The following is a 19197-nucleotide window of genomic DNA, read 5'->3' as shown; positions in this document are numbered from 1 at the left end:
TGTTTTCTAGTTAGTCTGATGACAAAATCTATATAAAAATTAATAATAAATATAAAGACAAAAAAATTTGAAATCCCACCTGAAATAAGGTGGGATTTTTGATTCGAATTTTTCTAATTATTTATTAATATAGTTCATATTTTCTTTGTTTTTATAAAAAGATAATGTACAACATATTTAAACTTTATAAACAGAAAATTTATATCAATAATACTAATTAGATATATAGTTTATTTACTAAATTCTTTGCCATTGTATTGTCTAAATATTCTTCAAATGATCCTTCAAATGTATAGGATCCTTTATCCCCAATTTCTATCACTTTATTGGAAACACTTGATAATAATGAATGATCGTGGGATGTTAAAATAAGAGATCCCTTAAATTCTTTTAATCCGGTATTTACAGACTGAATTGATTCTAAATCCAGATGATTTGTTGGTTGGTCAATCAGTAAAGTATTTGCATGTGCTAACATCAGTTTAGACAACATACAACGCATTTTCTCTCCACCTGATAGTACTTGTACCTTTTTAAGTGGTTGATTTCCGGAAAATAACATTCTACCTAAAAACCCTCGAATATAAACTTCAGCTGGGTCTTTTGAATATTGTCTCAACCAATCGATCAAGTTTAGATCACAATTATTAAAATAACTTGTGTTATCAATTGGTAAATGAGCGTGTACAACAGTTTGTCCCCATTTAAATGTACCACTATCTGGTAATAACTCACCAGCTAAAATGCGTAATAGTACGGTTCTTGCCAAATCATTTTTTCCTAGTAAAGCAATTTTATCATCACGGTATATGGTGAATGAGACATTTTCAAATACTTTTTTTCCTTCAAAAGAAGCGGATAAATTTTCAACTGTTAAAACATCTTTCCCTAAATCTCTACTTAATTCAAACCCAACAAATGGATATTTTCTCGAAGAAGGAACAATTTCGTCAAGATTAATTTTTTCAAGAGATTTTTTTCGTGATGTTGCTTGCGATGATTTTGAAGCATTCGCACTAAACCTAGCAATAAAAGATTTTAATTCTTTCACCTTTTCTTCTTTTTTCTTATTTGCATCAAGCATTAATTTTTGTGCTAATTGTGATGATTCTCTCCAAAAGTCATAATTTCCTGGGTAAAGTTTGGCTACTCCAAAATCAATATCTACTATATGTGTACAAACTTTATTTAGAAAATGTCTATCATGGGAGACAGTAATGACAGTGTTTTCATAATGAAGCAAGAAATTTTCTAACCACCGAATGGTTTCAAAATCTAAGTGGTTTGTCGGTTCATCAAGTAATAAAATGTCAGGGTTTCCAAATAATGCTTGCGCTAGTAAAATTTTGACTTTATCTTGACCAGTTACTTCGCTCATTTTTTTTTGGAAATTAACTTTATCTACATTTAATCCATGTAATAACTTTTCAGCTTCAAACTCAGCATTCCATCCATCTAGCTCAGCAAATTCCATTTCTAGATTTGCTGTTTTTATTCCATCTTCTTCAGTAAAAGGAACTTTTGCATACAATAATTCCTTTTCTTTCATAATATCATATAACCTTTTATGACCCATGATAATTGTATCAATAACCGCAAAGTCTTCGTATTCGTAATGGTCTTGTTTTAAAACAGCCATTCTTTTCCCTTTTTCAATAATAACTTCGCCTTTTGTTGAATCCATTTCACCGGACAAAATCTTCAAAAATGTAGATTTACCTGCTCCATTTGCTCCAATTACACCGTAACAATTACCTGGTGTAAATTTTAAATTGACGTTTTTAAATATTTTTTTATCTGAAAATATTAAATCTAAATTTGATACTGTAATCATTCTAACAACTCCTATCAATATATAGTAACATAATATAAAACTAAAAACTACAAAAAAATAAAATGGAGCAGGGTAAAAAATACCATTCATCCACTTTGTTGGGAATTATTTTAATTATAAGGGAGAAGTTGGATATTACTTGATGAAAAAAAACAACCAGCACCATTGGTGTTGGTTGTAAACTTTTCTCTGTTAATCTTTTTTTAATTCCATTCTAAAAATATTCGAAAGTATAATAAACATAAACATAAATATACTTGGTAGTAATAAAAAAGCGGTCAGCCAAGGTCTATTTAAGTTTAAAGAGGAAGCTATAAAAGGTGTTGTGATGACAAAAAGAATCTGAAGTAAAACATAATACTTATATCCTATTATATTGAGTATCTGATATAATTTCTTATTACATATATTGTTACTAATTGAATCAAGTAATGAAAGAAAATCTAGGGTATTTAAATTATAGATATTACTTAGTGATTTGTTATTCTTGTAATACAGCTCATCTTTACAAATAAAAACATAATCAATATTTAAATCTCTATTTTCTTTATAAGCCTTAATAATAGCCTCTGAATTACTTTCAGTCTCTATAATTAGTCTTAACATGACATTTGATCCAGGTCTATATAAAGATTTAAAAAGATTTAACTCAGTCATTTTAAAATAGATATGCTTTTTTATCACTTCTAGGTTCTCATGCGATAAATCACTTGTTTTTATAATACAAAAAAGTGAGTGTTGTTTTAAAAAAAATCCATCTTTTTTATGAAATAGTTCAATGCTTTTTTCATTTATAGAAAATGAATGAGAGTTATAATTAGTCTTCAAGCCTGTGGTAATATAATTTAAAATATTTTGATTTGAATTAAAATTCAGTAGCTTAATATTCATGATTTACCATCCTATTATTATTTTATATAATATTATTATATCATGTTCTAAAGACAAAATCTTCTAAAAAACGCAAGTAATATAGTAATATATACAAAAATGATACTAGTAATGGTAGTGAAATATAGTGTAACCAAAATCCAAGAAATAAAATCCAGGTAAATTTAACTTCATATATTTTTAAAGAATTGAAAAGATAAAGAAAAATATAATTACAAAATAACTATTTAATTAAATTCTGTAAAGAAATGATAAATCATGGTATAATTTTTTATGATATAGCATGAATAATCAGTGATGTAGATTTATTATAATAGGTAATATTTCTATTAAACATTAGTTTATGATGTATAAAGCTCAAGGGAGGTAGTATTAATGGAAAATGAAAAGTATTCGCAAGAAAAAATAGAAATGTTTTGGAAATCTTTTTTAAGAGAAACAAGTAGAGATAAAACAACCAAGTATTTAGATGTATTTCATTTTGAATTAACTGAAAAATGGGTCAATGAATTATTGCATTTAGTGTTAATTGGACAAAAGAAGGCTACAGCTAGTAGTTTATGGGGATATGAAATTGAAGGTGCGCGTGTACCTGAGGTTGGTGATTTAAGTATTGTCACTGATTGGGAAGGTGTACCACGCTGTGTTATTGAAACAATTGCGGTAACAATTCTTCCATTTTCAGATATTACTTATGATCTTTGTAAGCGTGAGGGTGAGGATGATACATTAGAATCCTGGCGTAAGGGACATATTCGTTTTTTCAAGGAAGAAGGAAATGAACTTGGGTATGAGTTTAGCGATGATATGCCAGTGATTTTTGAAGATTTTGAAGTAATATATCAAGTATAGACTTCATGGAGAAAATAATATAGAGACAAGCCTACGAAATTATAAACAAATTAAAATATTTATAATGGTATTACAAAACTTATAAGTATTATAATTATGATAATATTATAGGAGGGATTAATCGAATAAAAGAACATGTACATGTCAATTGTAACTTGGTTCCTTCCAAAGTTAGTTGGTTCACTTAGAAAATAATGGTATAATTAAAGAGTCGTAAAGTAAAGAATCGAGGATTTATAATGGACGAATTTATTAAATTATTAGATTGAAATCTTGATTATGTAAGTCATGAAATTATTGACTCTGTATGTTACATAAGCGTTGTATCTAATTGCAAAGAAGTATATTATCTTTGCCTAAAAAAAGAGAGAATCCTATGGGACGATAATGATAGATGTTAGAACGCACCAAATTATAGATATGATAAAATTAAGAGAATATGAAGACGTGGTAGATTGGTTGAAATCATATCCAAATTTAAAAGTAGTGTCAAGTGATGGATCAATTACCTATCAAAAACGATTACTGATGTACATCTAAAAACTATTCAAGTCAGAGAATGATTTCATTTACTGAAAATCTTACTACATACGCAAAAGACTATATAAAAAAGGAATTGAAACCTGATTTGACAATGCAAAACCGACAAATAATTATGAACTTAAGCAACTGGTAGCAGTATAGTCAGTTGAGAAATATCCAAAGACATATAAATCATTAAGAGTTTACTCTCATACGAGACATGAAACAATACTTTTTATAAATTATATGATATACCTTCTATAAAGTGTTATACTTCTTATGTAGTAAATATTTTATGGGAGGAATTTTTTATGAAAAGAAGTAAATTATTTTTATTAACAATTTTTACTGTAATGCTTTTGGGTACAGCGCTTAACGCTAAAGCGTATGTAGTTCAGCCGTGTGATCCTGCGACAGAAATATGTGATACCACGAACTTACCACCTACAATTACACCTAAGGAGTATTTTCCTTATAAATTGGGAATTAATTCGATTGAGGATTGGAGAAATATGGTATATATTATACCAGGTGGTTCTCCAATTAGTAAAATTACCATTACTGAAAATGTTGATGTAACATTACTAGGTAATTATACAGTTACCTATACTGTGAGAGATGTAAATGGTCACAAAATTTTTAGAACTTATAATGTTGAAGTTGTTAATGATGCACCAACTGTTCAACTAGCTTTGTTTAATAACGTATTTGCCACTAATTCAACGGAACCTAATTGGGTAAATAGAATTATTGCGAACTCTAATAACTCTCAGATTACTGGACAATATGTTGTTACAGAGAATGTAAATATGGGTACTACAGGAACATATCAGTTAACAGCTTGTGCTATGGATAGTGAAGGAAGAGTCTTTATTAATAAGTTTGAGATTGACGTAACAAATAATATAAATGATTTTTCTGGAGATGTTTCTACAGTATATAGAATGAATGATAAGATTGTAACTTATTACATTGAATCAAGTCTTGCAAATGCAGCTTTTTATGAACAATATACATTAGATGCGATTAATATTTGGGAGATGCAGTTTGGTTTTGATTTTGTAAGATCCTATTACAAAAGTGAAGCAGAAATAGTTATTCATTTTATAACACAGGGTGAATATCTTGCGTTAGGATATAAATCAGGAACACACGGTGTTACCGATGATGCTTATACAAGCATTTTACCAAATCACTATAGTTTTTGTGATAATACTTCAGGTGCTTGCTATAGAATAAATAAAGTTAATCAAACAACTGATGTATCAAATATTTACATAATAGACTTATTAAATATGCAGGGATTAGATGAGAATGATAATCTGCAATATTATAGTAATAGTAATGTAGTAGAAGTAATAGCGCATGAATTAGGTCATGCACTAGGTCATAATGGACATGTTATCAATGAAGCACCAGTTTTTGCAACAGGTAGATGCAATACAAAATATTACGGAACTGGATTACTTAATCCAATACTAGATGCTCATAAGGTTGGATGTAGTTATCCTGTTAATGGAATGTTTTCTGTAGAAGAGAAAGAGGATTTTAATTTATTATATAACGATACTATCTTCTCGAATTAATATAACGTACCTTTTAGGATTACTTTGTATAAAGTAGATTATCCTCAATCTACAACTTTATATGAAGTTGATTGGGACGGAAAATCTATAAAATATATTTCTTTATAGGAAGATTATGATAAATTTATACTTAAAAAGTAATAGTTTGATTATAATACAATATTTGATGTTAGTTATTAGTATTGGTATATATAATGCATGTGAATGATAAGAATAAAAATCAATTATTACATTTATTTTTTAGTTTTGTTATAAATATTTTTTCTAATAACAAATTTTATTTTTTATCTATCTTTTATTTGATTGCTATCCCTCTTTTGTTTATATATTAAATGAAATAGTGATTCTTAAAAAAAGTTAGAAAAAAATATAGGATAATTATTACTATTATTTTAATAATTATATTATTTTTACATTAGAAAAAAATATTTAATAAAATTTCACCTATAGAGTATACACTTTAAAAACTTAGTATCTTTGTAGGTGATTTTTTGTAATAATTATTTAATACGAGATGCAATTGAAAAATGGTATGATGTTATTGAAAAATTAAAAACTGATGATTCAATAGTTCCTATAAAACCAGAACATTTTATTGTATTGATAAAAAATTCACTAATTGAAGATAAGATAAAAGTAATATTCGATAAATATTTCATATTTATTGTGGTAATATTTTACAATTCTTTCTAATGTAGTATAATAAAGTGATGTTTTAAAATTATAGGAGGAAAAGAGATGGGAAAATTACTAAAATTATCAGGAATTATTGTAGTTATAGTTTTACTAGCATTCGGTTTTGTTGTTGGTGAAACCCTTGTAAAGTTAAATAGCAAAGTATCCGCAATTGAAGATAATGACAATACTGAATTACTTGCTAAAATCACAGAACTTGAAACTGCATTAGAGGCAGTAGAAACTACTGATAACACTGAATTATTAGCAAAAATTGCAGAACTTGAAACTGCATTAGAGGCAGTAGAAACTATTGACAACACTGAATTACTAGATAAGATTGCACAATTAGAAGCTGAAGTAACTGTGCTTAAAGGAGCAAATACAGATGCAGCTAATTTCACTATTATGTTAGATCAATCGGGTAAATATTTATCCTTTGAAGAACTTGTTCGTTCATTTGCGAATAAGTATTTTACAGGTTACATAATAGAAGATAATATAATGGCAGATTCTACATTTGGAGATATTTCGTTTTATTCGACATCATCAGATTTGTCAAATGAAATAATATTAGCAAGAATTTATATGCTACTACAAGAATTGTCTCAATACGATCAATATTTAATGAACCAATCAAACATTAACATTCATTATTCTTATGACATAGATGATAAATATTATAATATCACTATTTCAATTCCATCACCTATACTAGCTCATGCTGATTTCACATTAGATGATGTAATCAACGGTACTTTTGGAATTTCTAATAATTCAGATGTTTATAATAATACAGCTGATGAGTTGACACCTATGCCTTTTGATACAGTTTTATTAAAAGAATTATATGATGGATATATTTCAAATAATACATTTGGGAATAACATATTGATTCCATTAAGTAATTGATATTTAATTAATTATATATAAAATGCACCTTTTTCTTCATAGTAACCTATGAGAAAATTAGGGTGCATTTTTTTAAATTCAATCCTCTAATTCTAAAGTTTATTAATAAATTTAGTAAATTTTTATAACAGTTATTATATATATTGAATAACTCTACCTGATTTTTTTTCTATAACGATTTTCATATCAGTTTTTTTTATATTAATTTAGTTTGTAATGTATATATTATATTTCATCTAAAAAGAATTTTAATTTTAAACTAACCTTCTTTTTAACAAAAATAATAAAAAGTAATTTGTAATGACTTTTTATGTTGTATTATTCATTTTTGTTACTTTCATCTACTAATTCTAAAAGGTAATTGCTGATATATAGCTGGTAAAAAATAAAAAAAATTTAAAAGGTGAGATATTTTTGGTTATAATTTTGGTTCTGAATGAAAAAGTAGTAGTAGAAAAATGTATTTGTTTTAATCAAATAACTTCCTTTTAATATTCCAAAATTGAAATATTTACAATTTTTAACAATACAAGTAGATTTTTCCAGATATAAGAAGTATAATATTATTATGGCGCTTAATGTCAAGGTAGTTGTCGCATATTTTTAATTTTTTTAAGAAGATTTTGTTTCTTCTTTTTCCAAAATTGATGATTTTTCTGGGTTTAACCAAACTATGTTTTCCACACTCCAATTTCTTATGTTTCTCGACCATCTTTCTGGGTGTTTAAGTTGTGCTTGTTCATAGACTTTAATTCGCTTTTTTAATATTTTATTAGATAAACCGGAATGCCTTTGATGTGGAGTTAAATATTTTATCCCACTATGAAGATGTTCATAGTTATACCAGTTTATAAACTGTAATGACCAAGTTCTTGCTTGTTTAATAGTCTCAAAGCCCTTATCTGGGTAACCTGGACAATATTTGAATGTTTTAAATATAGACTCCGCATAAGGATTATCATTACTTACTCTAGGTCTACTATTTGATGGAGTAATACCTAGTTGATAAAGGGTCTCTAAAAGAGTGGCTCCTTTCATCGGACTTCCATTGTCAGAATGAAGCACTAAAGGTTTTTTATGTAAAAGTATATTTTCTGCTAATACTGCTCTTTTAACTAGTTCACTAGCGTGTTGAGCAGATTGTTCAGACCATATTTCCCATCCTACTACTTTTCTACTAAATAAATCTAGGATCAAATATAAATAATAATATATCCCTTTTATTGGTCCCTTTAGATAAGTAATATCCCACATCCATACTTGATTAGGACCTGTGGCATAATGTGTTGATATAGGTCTATTTTGGGGCTTTTTAGTATTTCCTCTATGTTTTAGTTGTTTTTCTTCTCTTAAGATTCTATATATTGTTGATTCAGATGCTAAATATATTCCTTTATCAGCTAGGAGTGGCACAATTTCATTAGGAGATAAGTTTTTATATTCAGGCTGATTTACGACTTTTAAAATTTCTTCTCGTTCTTTTTTAGTTAATCTATTTTTGGGTACTTTTTTTTACTAATTGGTCTTTGATCTTCATTTGGTGATGAATCACTTCTCCATCGTTGAAGTGTTCGTAAACTAATTCCTATTTCTTCACATGCTTTTTCTTGTCTTGCTCCATTATCTACAGCTTCTCTTATCAGTGATATTGCTTTTTTGCGATCTGTGGCACTGATTAATCTTCCTCGTCTTCCCCCCAAATCGCACTTGCCTTTTTTCTAAGTACAAGAAGGGCTGCTGCTTCTGCAAGTGCTGATTCTTTTCTTTGTAGTTCTTTATTTAATTTCTTAAGTTCTTGATTTTTTTCTCTTAACTGCTTTTGTAGTTCTGTTGCTTGTTTAGCTACACCACCATTAGCCTGCATACATGCATCTCGCCATTCTTTAACTTGATTAACATATAGTCCTTTATTTCTACAATACTTATATAATTCTACTTCACTTAATGTTGCAGTTTCTAAGACAATATGAAACTTATCTTGTGTACTCCATTCTTCTGATTTTAAAGGTTGTTCGTTAACAGGGATTCCATTTTCTTTCGCTTTCTTTTTCCAAGTAAAAAGTGTTATTTCTGGTATTCCTGATTCTCTTGATAATTCTTTGACTGATTCATTATGTGGTGGCATCATTCTTTGTATTAATGATAACTTATAATCCTTTGAGTATCTTGCCATAAAGTTGTTCTCCTTACTAAGTTTTTAAATTTTATTTCAAGACAACTAGTTGTCTTGAAATAACTTACTATGTCTACTATACTATTTTTAGAGCTCCATGACAACTATTCTAACACAGAGGGATGGTTTAAAGTTTATTTCTAGGGTGGGTTTATGAAAATTGAAAGTGGAGGTATATATTAGAAATGAAAAAATGCGTTACATTATTTAGTGTATTTATATTTGTTTTTATATTTGGATTTGTTAATGCATCTGCTGCTACTTCTCAAACCAAATTAAAAGTATCTAGACCAGAATGTCTAACAAATTCATTACCATGGAGAGGAGAATCTCAGTCTTTAAAAGACAAGGTAGAGTATTTTTCACCATCTTTTAAAATTAGTGGTGGTTCAATAAAAATAAGAACTAATGATCCTGATCATAATATGGACATAAATATTTATGAGTGTCATTATGGTACTAAAGTAGCTACTTATCATACTGGTAAGGTTAATAATGGATGGTCTGAAATACCAGTTGATGGTTTAATTGATGGTTATACTTATTATGTAGGTAATTATTATTTTACTCTTTTTGGGGCAACTGATACAATAAAATCAGAAATTCAATATTAATATTAGGGTGGGAAATTAGACTATAGATTGAGAAAAGAGGTTGATAACATGATATATACTTTAATAAAGGAGATAAAATGTTTTTTTTCTAATTATTGTTGGATAGTAATAATTTTTCTAATTACATTATTTGGTTTTTATTCCATTAGTAATAATATTGAAATAATGAAGGTTTATGAAATGTCATCTAAACAATTTCTAAATTCTTCGAATCATGGTAATTTTATAAATATATTTAATGTTTTGAGTGGTTTTTATTCTGATACATCACAAACATTTATTATATTAATTATACTTATTTTTATAATTTTAAGTAATTCATCCTTGGGTATATACGTAGATGAAAGAAAAGGTTATATAAAATATCAATATTTGAGAATATCGAAAAAAGAATATATTATGTCTAAATTAATAGTTAACTCATTTTTAATAGGAGTTATATTTATTATACCACAATTAATTTTCTTAACTTTTTATTCTTTTTCTTATACATATACACTTCCTAGTATAATAGATTATTCAGGTTGTAATAATTTTGGTAATTGTAGAGTAGCTTTAATTGATTTAATGTACGACTATAATTATCCTATTTTAAATATATTAATTAATCAACTTGTAAAACCTTTTATTGCTGGTATTTTATTTGCTATAACTGTTATTACCTTTTCACTTATTGCTAAAAGAAAATCATTATTAATGCTTTATACTAATGGTTTTGTGTTCTTGCTTATATCATTTTATTTAATTATCGAAAAATTATTTAATAAGTTACAAGATAAATATGATCAATTAAGTGAGATTTTTTTAATGCCATATCTAGGTTTGTTTACAAATAGTGAAAAAATATATTTTATCCCATATTTAATATCTATAATTACTTTATTTATAATTTTATTCATTTTATTTATGATTTTTTGGAGAAAACAAAAGTATGAGATATAATTTAATATCGTTTCTAAAAACTCCTAAGTTTATTATAGTTACTTTTTTATATTTAATTATAATTTTAACTATAAAAATTAATATATCTTTATTGTATTTAAAACAAGGTATAAGTATTGAACAATATATTTTTTCTGAAAATTTAGCAATTTTTTTAATTCCTAGTGTAATAACTAAGGTGTATACAATATATTATATATTTATACTTTCGATTCCAACATATCTTTACTTTATATTCTTAACCATAACTTATTTTCATCATTCATTTGAAATGGATAGTACATTTCTTTTTCTAAGAATATCAAGAAAAGACAAGTTATTAAATTATTTTAAGGAGGTATTTATATTATTATTATCTATATTATTATTTTTTTCTTTTTATCAATTATTAATTATTATAATGTATCAAAATATAGTTATAAATTGGAGTATCTTTTTTGTTAACTTATTATTTTCAATTTTATTTTATTTATTAATTGTTGTAATTATGATAAATGTTCAAATTTTGAAAAATGATTGGATAGCAAGTGTTATCACATTAATTAATTTTCTTATTTTATCATATGGTAATTATTTATTTTGTTATCCATACATACTAAATTTATCAAAAAATGATAATGGAATAAGTATTATTAAAGAATCAAACAATATTGTATTAAATGCTTTAATCCCTACTCATATGAATGTAATTTATTATCATTATAAAATATATTTTTTATTTTATATTATTTCTATTATTATTTGTTCACTAACAGCAATAATTTTATTTAATAAAAATGATATTAATAAAGAGGTGATAGAATGAGTTATGCATTAAAAATAAACGATATAATAAAATATTTTAAGGATGAACTAGTTTTAAGTAATATAACTTTTAAAGTTAATAAGGGTGATATTATTGGTATAGTTGGGCGAAACGGTTCAGGAAAAAGTGTATTGTTTAAAATAATTTGTGGTTTGTATTTACCTTCATCTGGTACTGTTACTGTATTTGATGAAGAAATCACAAATAAGCAAACTTATCCAAAGAAAACAAGAGCGATTATTGAATCTCCTAATTTTTTAGGATTTTATTCAGGTTATAAAAATTTAGAGTATTTAGCATTATTATCTGGTCAAATTAATAAAAAAAATATCGAAGATACTTTAGCATTAGTTGGTTTAGAGAAGTCTGCTTGGAATAAGAAGGTAAAACATTATTCAATGGGGATGAAACAAAAATTAGGATTAGCTCAAGTATTAATGGATAACCCTCAATTAATTATATTAGATGAACCATTTAATGGCTTAGATGAAAGTAGTGTAAAAAGGTTTCACCAAATTTTGTTAGATTTAAAAAATAAGGGAGTCACAATATTATTAGCAAGTCATATAAAAGAGGATATTGAAACTTTATGTGATCGTGTTTTTAAAATGGATTTAGGACATTTGGTAGAAATTTCATAAATCATATTTTGTTAATAGATAAATGTATTATTATTTTAGGATAAAAATAGTACCTAAAAACAAAAAGTTAATATGGTGAAATAAAATTAAAAATGTGAAGTTGACGTTTACATGAAATATTTAATTATAAATAATATAAAAAGGAGAGCCTCAATTGTACTGGTCCCTGTCAAGTAGACAGTGAAAAAAATTAAATATTATTATAAGCTAAGGCTTGATTTCGATATTCCACCGGAGTTAAGCCTTTTAAACTTGTTTGAAATCTTTTATTGTTGTAAAAATCTATGTATTCTTCAATTGCTTTTTTTAACTCTTCGATGCTATGAAATTCATTAAGATAATACATTTCAGCTTTTAATGTACCCCAAAAACCTTCCGTTGGTCCATTGTCAATACATCTTCCTACTCTAGACATACTATGAGTTGCTTCAGCTTTATCTAACTTGCTTTTAAATACTTTACTCGTGTATTGAAATCCACGATCACTATGAAATAATGGTTTGGCTCCTGGGTTAGCTTCCATTGCTTTATCGAATGTCTCGAATACTAACGGATTGTTATTCGATGTTCCCATGGCATAAGAAACAATCGTACCATCATATAAATCGAGTATTCCACTTAAATTAAGTTTTTTAGTCATACCAATCACTTTAAACTCTGTAACGTCTGTTAATCATTTATCATTTGGTGCTTCAGCCTTAAATTCTGTATTTAAGACATTTTCAACTGTTATTTGTGGTGTTGATTTAATGTATCCTTTTCTCTTTCTTCTAATCTTTGCTGATATTCCCATAAGTCTCATAAGGCGTCTTATTCGTTTTACATTATAATGTCTTTGATTTAATCGGTTAATCCATAAAGTCATTCTACGGTAACCTAGTATTCCTTTAAATTTATCATGATATTCTAAGATGATTTGACAAAGCTCTTGATCTAATCTTTCTTTTTCTGTTTCTTCACTTAAGCCATTTATAATCAGAACTACGGTTTAAGTCTAAGATTTCACACATTGTTTGTATTGGATATTCTTTTGTTTCATTTAATTCTTTCATTACAAGGTATTTCGCGTTTTAACTTTTCTATATCTGTTAATTCAGATTCATCTTTTTTTCTTCCTCGACGGTCTTTTAGTCCTTCATTACCTTCTTTAATGTATTTTTTTACCCAATTATAAACTTGGATTTAAGCTATACCATAGTGAGTAGCAGTTAACGTATATGATTTCCCATTTTTTATACAATGTTTAACAATCTCTAATCTTTCTTCATAAGTTGTTTTTTTTTGATTTGGCCATATAGACATCCCCTTTAGATTTGTAATCTTTAATTTCTTTATGATCATTATACATCATTAACCAGTTTATCAGTGTAGATATACTATGAGTTTTATACTTTTTTATTATGTTATTAAGTGAACCTACTCCATTTAGATAATTATTTATTGCCGCTAGCTTTAATTTCTTCGTATATACTTTATTAGTAGGTTTAATATCAAATGCTTTTTCTCCCATCGATTTATAACTATTAATCCATCTATTAACTGATGATACATTACACCCTAAAATAGTTGCTATTTGTTTCTTTGTCCTATTTCCTTCTTGATAATCTTTAATTGCTTTTATCTTTATTTCTTTACTAAATTTAGCTTTTCTTCCCATAAGAAAAGATTCCCTTTCTGTAGTTAGTACAAATAAATTATTTGTACTAACTACAGAAAGGGAATCATATCAAATTGGCTCTTTTAATTATTTTCACTTTTGTATATTTGTAACTTTTTCATTTAATATATCAATGGTACTAATATTAAGATTAGTTTTTTTATTTTTGATTATTTTTGGTATAGTGTCATTATTATCATAAAATGTCATTATTTTAATTTCATCTTTTTCATGAAAAATAACTGATTTGTCTATTTTATAATCTTTATTTATTGGATTATCCTTTACGAAAAATGGTTTTTTACTTCTGATATCGATAAATTTATAATCTTTAGGGCACATACCCACTACTAATAATTTCTTGTTACTTCTTTTAAATTTTAAAAGAGTATTTTTTTGTTCAATTTCTTTTCACCCTTTTCTCCTTTTTAAAGTAAGTGTCAAATAGGTTCTTTCCAAAGTTATTGGAATTTTATGTAAAAATATGTTATAATAAAGGTATCAAAAGTGGAGGTACCTTATGGACGAAATAATTAAAATGCTTGACGAAAGTCTTGATTACATATCACATGAGTTAATTGATGATACTTTATACATTAATGTAAAATCAAATAAGGAGTCACTCCCATGTCCTCTATGCGGAGAGGAAAGTACAAAAGTACATTCTAGATACAATAAAAGCTTTCAGGACTTGCCATTACAGGGGAAAAAAGTTGTTATTGCACTAAATAATAAAAATATGTTCTGTACAAATCCAAATTGTAAGAAGTATACATTCTCAGAAAGCTTTGGTTTTATTGATCAAAAAGGCAAGAAAACGAAAAGATTAATTGATGAAATTATACGAGTTTCTTTGACACAAAGTTCTATATCGGCGGCAAAATACCTTTCAGATACGACCGTTGAAATCAAGAAAAGCTCAATTTGTAATTACCTAAAAAAAAACTCTAGTCATAAACAAGAGTGAAGTTAAATATGTCTGTATAGATGACTTTGCGATAAAAAAGAGAAAATCATATGGAACAATTATGGTAGATATTGAAACTAAATGTATTATAGACTTATTAGAATCAAGAGATAGTATGAAAGTTACGGAATGGCTTACTACGTTTCCAAATATTAAACTCGTCTCACGTGATGGCTCAACAACTTATCGCTCGGCTATTGCAGACGCTCATCCTAAAGCCACTCAGGTAAGTGATCGTTTTCATTTAGTTAAAAATTTAGTGAAATCCATATCAAAGTATATGAAACGAATAATTACAGGTCGCATTGAAATACCACTCATATCACAAGATGGAAAGAAACGTTATGATTATCTTTGTGGTTTAAGCCGTAGAGAAAAAATTATTGAAGCCAGGCGTTTATATGCAAAGGAAGGAAATAGCTATGATACGATTGGAAATAAGTTAGGTGTTTCACCAACAACAGTTGCTAAATATATAAAAATGAAGGAAGAAGATATACCTAAAGAGAAAATAACTGTACGTGGAAAAGAGCACATCAACGCCATTTCGAAAGTGGAACAGAAAAGAAATAAGGTGCTAGAATTATGGAATAAAGGGTATACAAAAAGAGACATATCAAAGAAAACAGGATATAGCACTACAAGCATTGATACTTATCTCAAAGGTGAATTCAATCCTGTGCACGGACAATATGGAACAGGCCGAAATGGTAAACTAATGCCATTTAGAGATGAAGTTATTGATATGCGTGCTAATGGGATAACATATAAGAAGATTACAGAACATATAAGGGAAAAAGGATACACAGGAACTGTAGATGGATTGAGATTTTTTATCTCAAAAGAAAAGCGTTTAGCTAAAGACACCTCATCTACAAAAGAACCTACAGAATTTTTAGACAAACGTTTGATCAATAAATTATTATATAAACCACTTGAAAAGGTAAAAGGGATCACGGAGAATCAATTGAATGAATTTTTCAAAAAATATCCAGACATAAAAGTACTCTTTGAAAGACTAAAAGAATTCAGACTTTTGTTACTTGAAGATACAGAAGACAGTTTAAGTAAATGGATTAAACGGGCAAGAGAATCTGAAATTCAGGAAATTGATAGTTTCATTAATGGTATACAAAATGACCAAGATGCCGTAGAAAATGCCATAAAGTATAGTTATAATAACGGTTTAGCAGAAGGAAGTGTTAATAAACTAAAATCTATAAAAAGGATTATGTATGGCAGAAATAAATTTGATCTACTGAGGTCTAAAGTATTATTATTGGAATCATTAAAATGATAGATTTAAGTAAAGTAGGCAAATAAAGTCTACTATTAATTTTTACTATAAATCCAATAACTTTGGAAAGAACCGTCAAATATAACACACATAAAAAATCCCTCATTTACTAAAATGAGGGATTTTTTTATGTGTTCAATTTACAATTTTTAGGGAGTTCATCTGACCAAGGTAATAATGTGTCTAGAATTTGTTCATCATTCAAATCTACATTTGGTAATCTATCAAATAAATAGGTTAGATATTCAATTGGTTTTATATTATTCTCCTTCGCGGTTTCAATAACACTATATATGATGGCACTTGATTTTGCTCCTTTAGGAGTATTAGAGAATAACCAGTTTTTTCTTCCAATCACGAAAGGTTTAATTGATCTTTCAGCTCTATTATTATCAATTTCTAATCTCCCATCAAGTAGGTATCTTCCAAGATTATCCCATTGATTGAGACAATATTTAATAGCTTTACCTAGTTTACAATTAGGTAAAATTTCTTCTGCTTGATTTTTAAGCCATACTAAAAAATCATCCAAAATCTCTCGACTGTCATTATTTCTTATTTCATACTTTTCTTCAGGTGTTAAGTCCATTATTTTATGCTCAATTGAGTATAACTGATTACAGAAAGTTAATCCCTCTTTCGCAATGGACACATCATCACTCGATAGAGCTTTTACTATTTCGGCAAATCCTCTCCTCGCATGTGCCCAGCACCCAACAAGTATTACATTAGGAATATTATGATATCCAGTATATGCATCCACCTGAAGATATCCTTTAAATCCTTCAAGAAACTCTTCGGGATGTTTACCTGCTCTTGTCGTCTGATAATCATATAAAACAATTGCTTTCCCCTCTGAACCTGTTCGATAAAGCCACATGTAGGACTTTGATTTTGCTTCTCTCCCGTTTTCCTTCAATACTTGGGTAGTTGTCTCATCTGCATGTAGGATATCTTTTTGAAGTAATAATTTATGCATACGATTATATAAGATTTCCAACCAAGCAGCACCTTTAATTACCCAGTTAGAAAGATTTTGTCGCGGTAAAAATATTCCCAATCTTTCAAATTGTTTCTCTTGTCTGTAAAGAGGTAACCCATTTGTATATTTTTGATCCATTATATACGCAATTAAAGATGATGAAGCTAAGCTTCCTGGTATTGCAGGATAAGGCATATTAGCTTTTATTATAGGCGTTCTAATTTCACTTTTCTCACATAATCGACAGGATACTATATGACGGATATGTTTCTTGATTTTTACTTTAGGCGGAATAACTACAATTTCAGTTCTTTCTTCAGTACTCATTTCATGAAGTAGAAAACCACATTGTGGACAATCTTTTTCTTCAGGATAATAATGTATTTCTTCAACAGGAAGAGTTTTTAAATAATCAGTACTTTTTTTCGTCCTTTTTTATTTCTAGTATAGGTAATTTTTTCAAGTTTAGGTTCTTCGCGATTTAAATTTGATTCCTTTTCAGCTTCATTAAATAATTCTAGACTTTGTTGATTAGGATCAATTTTCTCGCTAGAAGATCCAAAACGCTTTTGTTGATATAATTTAAAGAACTCTTCATAATTTTTCACTTTATTTTGAAGTTCTACTATTTTAGAATCTTGTGATGAGATATATTCAATTAATTCTTCTTTAGTTAGTTTATTTAAGTCTACTTTTTTCATTGCTTTTCTCACCTTTTTTTGATACTTTATTTTACCATAAAATGAGAAAAAAGTCTAATTATATAAAGAAAAGGGACTATACAATCCCCCTTTGCTTAACCTCTTTAAAGGCCTTTCCATTACGTATTTCATAACCATCTAAAAACCAATAAAATTCTTTTAAAGACGAACTTGTAATCTCCTGTTCACTTTTAGGCCAATTAAATTTACCACTTTCTAATCGTTTTTTATATATCCAAAAACCATTATAATCCCAATGTAAAATTTTTAAAATTTGTCTGCTTTTATTACAGAAAACAAATAAGTTATTTGAAAATGGATCTAAATCAAACTGTTTTTTTACAATAAGAGATAGTCCATCAATTGATTTTCTTAAATCAGTATATCCTGTCGCGAAATAAACTGTTTTTACATCCTTGAGTTTAATCATAATTCTGATAACACCTTTACCACATCTTTTAAATGATTCCCATTGAACCCTGGTTCAACCTTTATATTGCATTTTCCTATTTTAATCGTAATACATTTTTCTTCATTCATTTCAACCATTTCATGATTAATAGGAATGGGTACCCAATTAATTTCTTGTGCTTGTTTTTCATTTTGATTATTCTTTTTAATCCAATATAGAAGTTGATGTAATTTATACCCATTTTCCTTACACCATTTTGATTTTGATAATCCACTTTTTTGATATTCTTCAATTCTTTCTTTCCATTCAGATCTTAACTTATTATAATTCATTTTAAAATCCTCCTAACATATTAGCTAAGAGGATTATCTCATATTATTTTCATAAATTAAATGTGTGCTATATTGTACGCTTACTTTTTAAATGTTACATCATTGTTTTTTAAAGATGAAAATTTTATTTATTTGATTCATAATAATGATTTGCAAAGTCAATTTCTTTTTTATTTTTTTCATAATAGTAATTATATTAATCCATGTTACAACTTCACAATTATTTACATCATTCTTATATAATTCTTTTTTGTTAAAAGCATTTATAAAATCAAAAAATATTGTTTATCTTTAATTTTATCAGCTTATTCTCTTAACTTATTTTTTTTGATTTCCCATCTTTTAAAGACATCATATTGCTTATAGAATTCTTCAAATTCATATTATTTCCCCTCTTTCATA

General features: G+C 27.2%; 22 protein-coding genes and 1 pseudogene. 10 read left to right on the top strand and 13 right to left on the bottom strand.

Annotation, left to right across the window (positions count from 1 at the left end; genetic code table 11):
* Positions 1 to 217: 217 nt before the first annotated feature.
* A complete protein-coding gene (locus KHQ81_11040; GenBank protein QVK17381.1) occupies positions 218 to 1834 on the bottom strand; it encodes an ATP-binding cassette domain-containing protein in 1617 nt (538 codons plus the stop codon).
* Positions 1835 to 2026: 192 nt separating this feature from the next.
* Positions 2027 to 2725 carry a hypothetical protein gene (locus KHQ81_11035; protein ID QVK17380.1) on the bottom strand — a complete coding sequence of 233 codons (699 nt, stop codon included), beginning with the start codon at positions 2723 to 2725 and terminating at the stop codon, positions 2027 to 2029.
* A gap of 375 nt (positions 2726 to 3100) precedes the next feature.
* On the opposite strand from KHQ81_11035, the gene KHQ81_11030 reads away from it, so the two are divergent.
* The 4 genes from KHQ81_11030 to KHQ81_11015 all read left to right on the top strand — a co-directional run bounded on the left by KHQ81_11030 (position 3101) and on the right by KHQ81_11015 (position 7272).
* Positions 3101 to 3577 carry an ASCH domain-containing protein gene (locus KHQ81_11030; protein ID QVK17379.1) on the top strand — a complete coding sequence of 159 codons (477 nt, stop codon included), beginning with the start codon at positions 3101 to 3103 and terminating at the stop codon, positions 3575 to 3577.
* A gap of 387 nt (positions 3578 to 3964) precedes the next feature.
* Entirely contained in the window at positions 3965 to 4117 is a 153-nt protein-coding gene (locus KHQ81_11025; protein ID QVK17378.1) for a hypothetical protein, read from the top strand.
* Between the two features lie 293 nt (positions 4118 to 4410).
* Positions 4411 to 5685, top strand: coding sequence for a hypothetical protein (locus tag KHQ81_11020; GenBank protein ID QVK17377.1), 1275 nt, complete (start codon positions 4411 to 4413; stop codon positions 5683 to 5685).
* Between the two features lie 738 nt (positions 5686 to 6423).
* The gene (locus tag KHQ81_11015) at positions 6424 to 7272 is read left to right on the top strand and encodes a hypothetical protein (GenBank protein QVK17376.1); all 849 of its coding nucleotides are present in this window, start codon (positions 6424 to 6426) and stop codon (positions 7270 to 7272) included.
* A gap of 612 nt (positions 7273 to 7884) precedes the next feature.
* Here the strand turns inward: KHQ81_11015 and KHQ81_11010 are convergent.
* The 3 genes from KHQ81_11010 to KHQ81_11000 are packed head-to-tail and all read right to left on the bottom strand — an operon-like array spanning position 7885 to position 9445.
* Positions 7885 to 8739, bottom strand: coding sequence for an IS3 family transposase (locus tag KHQ81_11010; protein QVK19625.1), 855 nt, complete (start codon positions 8737 to 8739; stop codon positions 7885 to 7887).
* A gap of 20 nt (positions 8740 to 8759) precedes the next feature.
* A complete protein-coding gene (locus tag KHQ81_11005) occupies positions 8760 to 8972 on the bottom strand; it encodes a helix-turn-helix domain-containing protein (GenBank protein ID QVK17375.1) in 213 nt (70 codons plus the stop codon).
* A complete protein-coding gene (locus tag KHQ81_11000; protein ID QVK17374.1) occupies positions 8948 to 9445 on the bottom strand; it encodes a transposase in 498 nt (165 codons plus the stop codon). The genes KHQ81_11005 and KHQ81_11000 overlap by 25 nt, the downstream gene beginning before the upstream one ends.
* Positions 9446 to 9630: 185 nt before the next feature.
* Between KHQ81_11000 and KHQ81_10995 the strand changes: the two genes are divergently transcribed.
* From KHQ81_10995 to KHQ81_10980, 4 genes are all read left to right on the top strand, one after another.
* On the top strand, positions 9631 to 10059 hold the full coding sequence (locus KHQ81_10995; protein ID QVK17373.1) for a hypothetical protein: 429 nt from the start codon (positions 9631 to 9633) through the stop codon (positions 10057 to 10059).
* A 180-nt stretch (positions 10060 to 10239) separates the two neighbouring features.
* Positions 10240 to 11001, top strand: coding sequence for a hypothetical protein (locus KHQ81_10990; GenBank protein QVK17372.1), 762 nt, complete (start codon positions 10240 to 10242; stop codon positions 10999 to 11001).
* Complete coding sequence (locus tag KHQ81_10985; GenBank protein QVK17371.1) at positions 10991 to 11806, top strand: hypothetical protein; 816 nt, start codon at positions 10991 to 10993, stop codon at positions 11804 to 11806. Before KHQ81_10990 ends, KHQ81_10985 begins: the two co-directional genes overlap by 11 nt.
* Positions 11803 to 12447 (top strand): ATP-binding cassette domain-containing protein, encoded by a 645-nt coding sequence (locus tag KHQ81_10980; protein QVK17370.1) that lies wholly within the window; start codon positions 11803 to 11805, stop codon positions 12445 to 12447. Before KHQ81_10985 ends, KHQ81_10980 begins: the two co-directional genes overlap by 4 nt.
* 190 nt (positions 12448 to 12637) lie before the next feature.
* On the opposite strand, the gene KHQ81_10975 is transcribed toward KHQ81_10980, so the two are convergent.
* The 5 genes from KHQ81_10975 to KHQ81_10955 form a co-directional block, all read right to left on the bottom strand.
* Entirely contained in the window at positions 12638 to 13087 is a 450-nt protein-coding gene (locus KHQ81_10975; GenBank protein QVK17369.1) for an IS3 family transposase, read from the bottom strand.
* Positions 13088 to 13120: 33 nt separating this feature from the next.
* Complete coding sequence (locus KHQ81_10970) at positions 13121 to 13426, bottom strand: transposase (protein QVK19624.1); 306 nt, start codon at positions 13424 to 13426, stop codon at positions 13121 to 13123.
* A 56-nt stretch (positions 13427 to 13482) separates the two neighbouring features.
* Positions 13483 to 13629, bottom strand: coding sequence for a helix-turn-helix domain-containing protein (locus tag KHQ81_10965; GenBank protein ID QVK19623.1), 147 nt, complete (start codon positions 13627 to 13629; stop codon positions 13483 to 13485).
* Positions 13630 to 13711: 82 nt separating this feature from the next.
* Complete coding sequence (locus KHQ81_10960) at positions 13712 to 14104, bottom strand: transposase (protein ID QVK17368.1); 393 nt, start codon at positions 14102 to 14104, stop codon at positions 13712 to 13714.
* 93 nt (positions 14105 to 14197) lie between these two features.
* On the bottom strand, positions 14198 to 14446 hold the full coding sequence (locus KHQ81_10955) for a hypothetical protein (GenBank protein QVK17367.1): 249 nt from the start codon (positions 14444 to 14446) through the stop codon (positions 14198 to 14200).
* Positions 14447 to 14624: 178 nt separating this feature from the next.
* On the opposite strand from KHQ81_10955, the gene KHQ81_10950 reads away from it, so the two are divergent.
* Positions 14625 to 15071, top strand: coding sequence for a transposase family protein (locus KHQ81_10950; protein QVK17366.1), 447 nt, complete (start codon positions 14625 to 14627; stop codon positions 15069 to 15071).
* Positions 15058 to 16368, top strand: coding sequence for an ISL3 family transposase (locus tag KHQ81_10945; GenBank protein QVK19622.1), 1311 nt, complete (start codon positions 15058 to 15060; stop codon positions 16366 to 16368). Before KHQ81_10950 ends, KHQ81_10945 begins: the two co-directional genes overlap by 14 nt.
* Positions 16369 to 16495: 127 nt before the next feature.
* Here KHQ81_10945 and KHQ81_10940 read toward each other — a convergent pair.
* From KHQ81_10940 to KHQ81_10930, 3 genes and pseudogenes are all read right to left on the bottom strand, one after another.
* Positions 16496 to 18051 (bottom strand): annotated as a pseudogene (locus KHQ81_10940) (IS66 family transposase).
* Between the two features lie 76 nt (positions 18052 to 18127).
* The gene (gene tnpB, locus KHQ81_10935; protein QVK17365.1) at positions 18128 to 18481 is read right to left on the bottom strand and encodes an IS66 family insertion sequence element accessory protein TnpB; all 354 of its coding nucleotides are present in this window, start codon (positions 18479 to 18481) and stop codon (positions 18128 to 18130) included.
* Positions 18478 to 18795, bottom strand: coding sequence for an IS66 family insertion sequence element accessory protein TnpB (locus KHQ81_10930; GenBank protein QVK17364.1), 318 nt, complete (start codon positions 18793 to 18795; stop codon positions 18478 to 18480). Before KHQ81_10930 ends, tnpB begins: the two co-directional genes overlap by 4 nt.
* Positions 18796 to 19197 lie beyond the last annotated feature (402 nt).

The organism is Mycoplasmatota bacterium, assembly GCA_018394295.1.
Lineage (GTDB): Bacteria > Bacillota_I > Bacilli_A > Haloplasmatales > Haloplasmataceae > JAENYC01.
The sequence above is the reverse complement of the archived record's forward strand: the minus strand, read 5'-3'. Positions and strand labels throughout refer to the sequence as shown.

What these genes read in the sequence shown, in the direction of transcription:
- KHQ81_11040 (QVK17381.1), bottom strand. Translation starts at nt 1,834, where the DNA reads ATGATTACAGTATCAAATTTAGATTTAATATTTTCAGATAAAAAAATA.
- KHQ81_11035 (QVK17380.1), bottom strand. Translation starts at nt 2,725, where the DNA reads ATGAATATTAAGCTACTGAATTTTAATTCAAATCAAAATATTTTAAAT.
- KHQ81_11030 (QVK17379.1), top strand. Translation starts at nt 3,101, where the DNA reads ATGGAAAATGAAAAGTATTCGCAAGAAAAAATAGAAATGTTTTGGAAA.
- KHQ81_11025 (QVK17378.1), top strand. Translation starts at nt 3,965, where the DNA reads ATGATAGATGTTAGAACGCACCAAATTATAGATATGATAAAATTAAGA.
- KHQ81_11020 (QVK17377.1), top strand. Translation starts at nt 4,411, where the DNA reads ATGAAAAGAAGTAAATTATTTTTATTAACAATTTTTACTGTAATGCTT.
- KHQ81_11015 (QVK17376.1), top strand. Translation starts at nt 6,424, where the DNA reads ATGGGAAAATTACTAAAATTATCAGGAATTATTGTAGTTATAGTTTTA.
- KHQ81_11000 (QVK17374.1), bottom strand. Translation starts at nt 9,445, where the DNA reads ATGGCAAGATACTCAAAGGATTATAAGTTATCATTAATACAAAGAATG.
- KHQ81_10995 (QVK17373.1), top strand. Translation starts at nt 9,631, where the DNA reads ATGAAAAAATGCGTTACATTATTTAGTGTATTTATATTTGTTTTTATA.
- KHQ81_10990 (QVK17372.1), top strand. Translation starts at nt 10,240, where the DNA reads ATGTCATCTAAACAATTTCTAAATTCTTCGAATCATGGTAATTTTATA.
- KHQ81_10985 (QVK17371.1), top strand. Translation starts at nt 10,991, where the DNA reads ATGAGATATAATTTAATATCGTTTCTAAAAACTCCTAAGTTTATTATA.
- KHQ81_10980 (QVK17370.1), top strand. Translation starts at nt 11,803, where the DNA reads ATGAGTTATGCATTAAAAATAAACGATATAATAAAATATTTTAAGGAT.
- KHQ81_10975 (QVK17369.1), bottom strand. Translation starts at nt 13,087, where the DNA reads ATGACTAAAAAACTTAATTTAAGTGGAATACTCGATTTATATGATGGT.
- KHQ81_10960 (QVK17368.1), bottom strand. Translation starts at nt 14,104, where the DNA reads ATGGGAAGAAAAGCTAAATTTAGTAAAGAAATAAAGATAAAAGCAATT.
- KHQ81_10955 (QVK17367.1), bottom strand. Translation starts at nt 14,446, where the DNA reads ATGTGCCCTAAAGATTATAAATTTATCGATATCAGAAGTAAAAAACCA.
- KHQ81_10950 (QVK17366.1), top strand. Translation starts at nt 14,625, where the DNA reads ATGGACGAAATAATTAAAATGCTTGACGAAAGTCTTGATTACATATCA.
- tnpB (QVK17365.1), bottom strand. Translation starts at nt 18,481, where the DNA reads ATGATTAAACTCAAGGATGTAAAAACAGTTTATTTCGCGACAGGATAT.
- KHQ81_10930 (QVK17364.1), bottom strand. Translation starts at nt 18,795, where the DNA reads ATGAATTATAATAAGTTAAGATCTGAATGGAAAGAAAGAATTGAAGAA.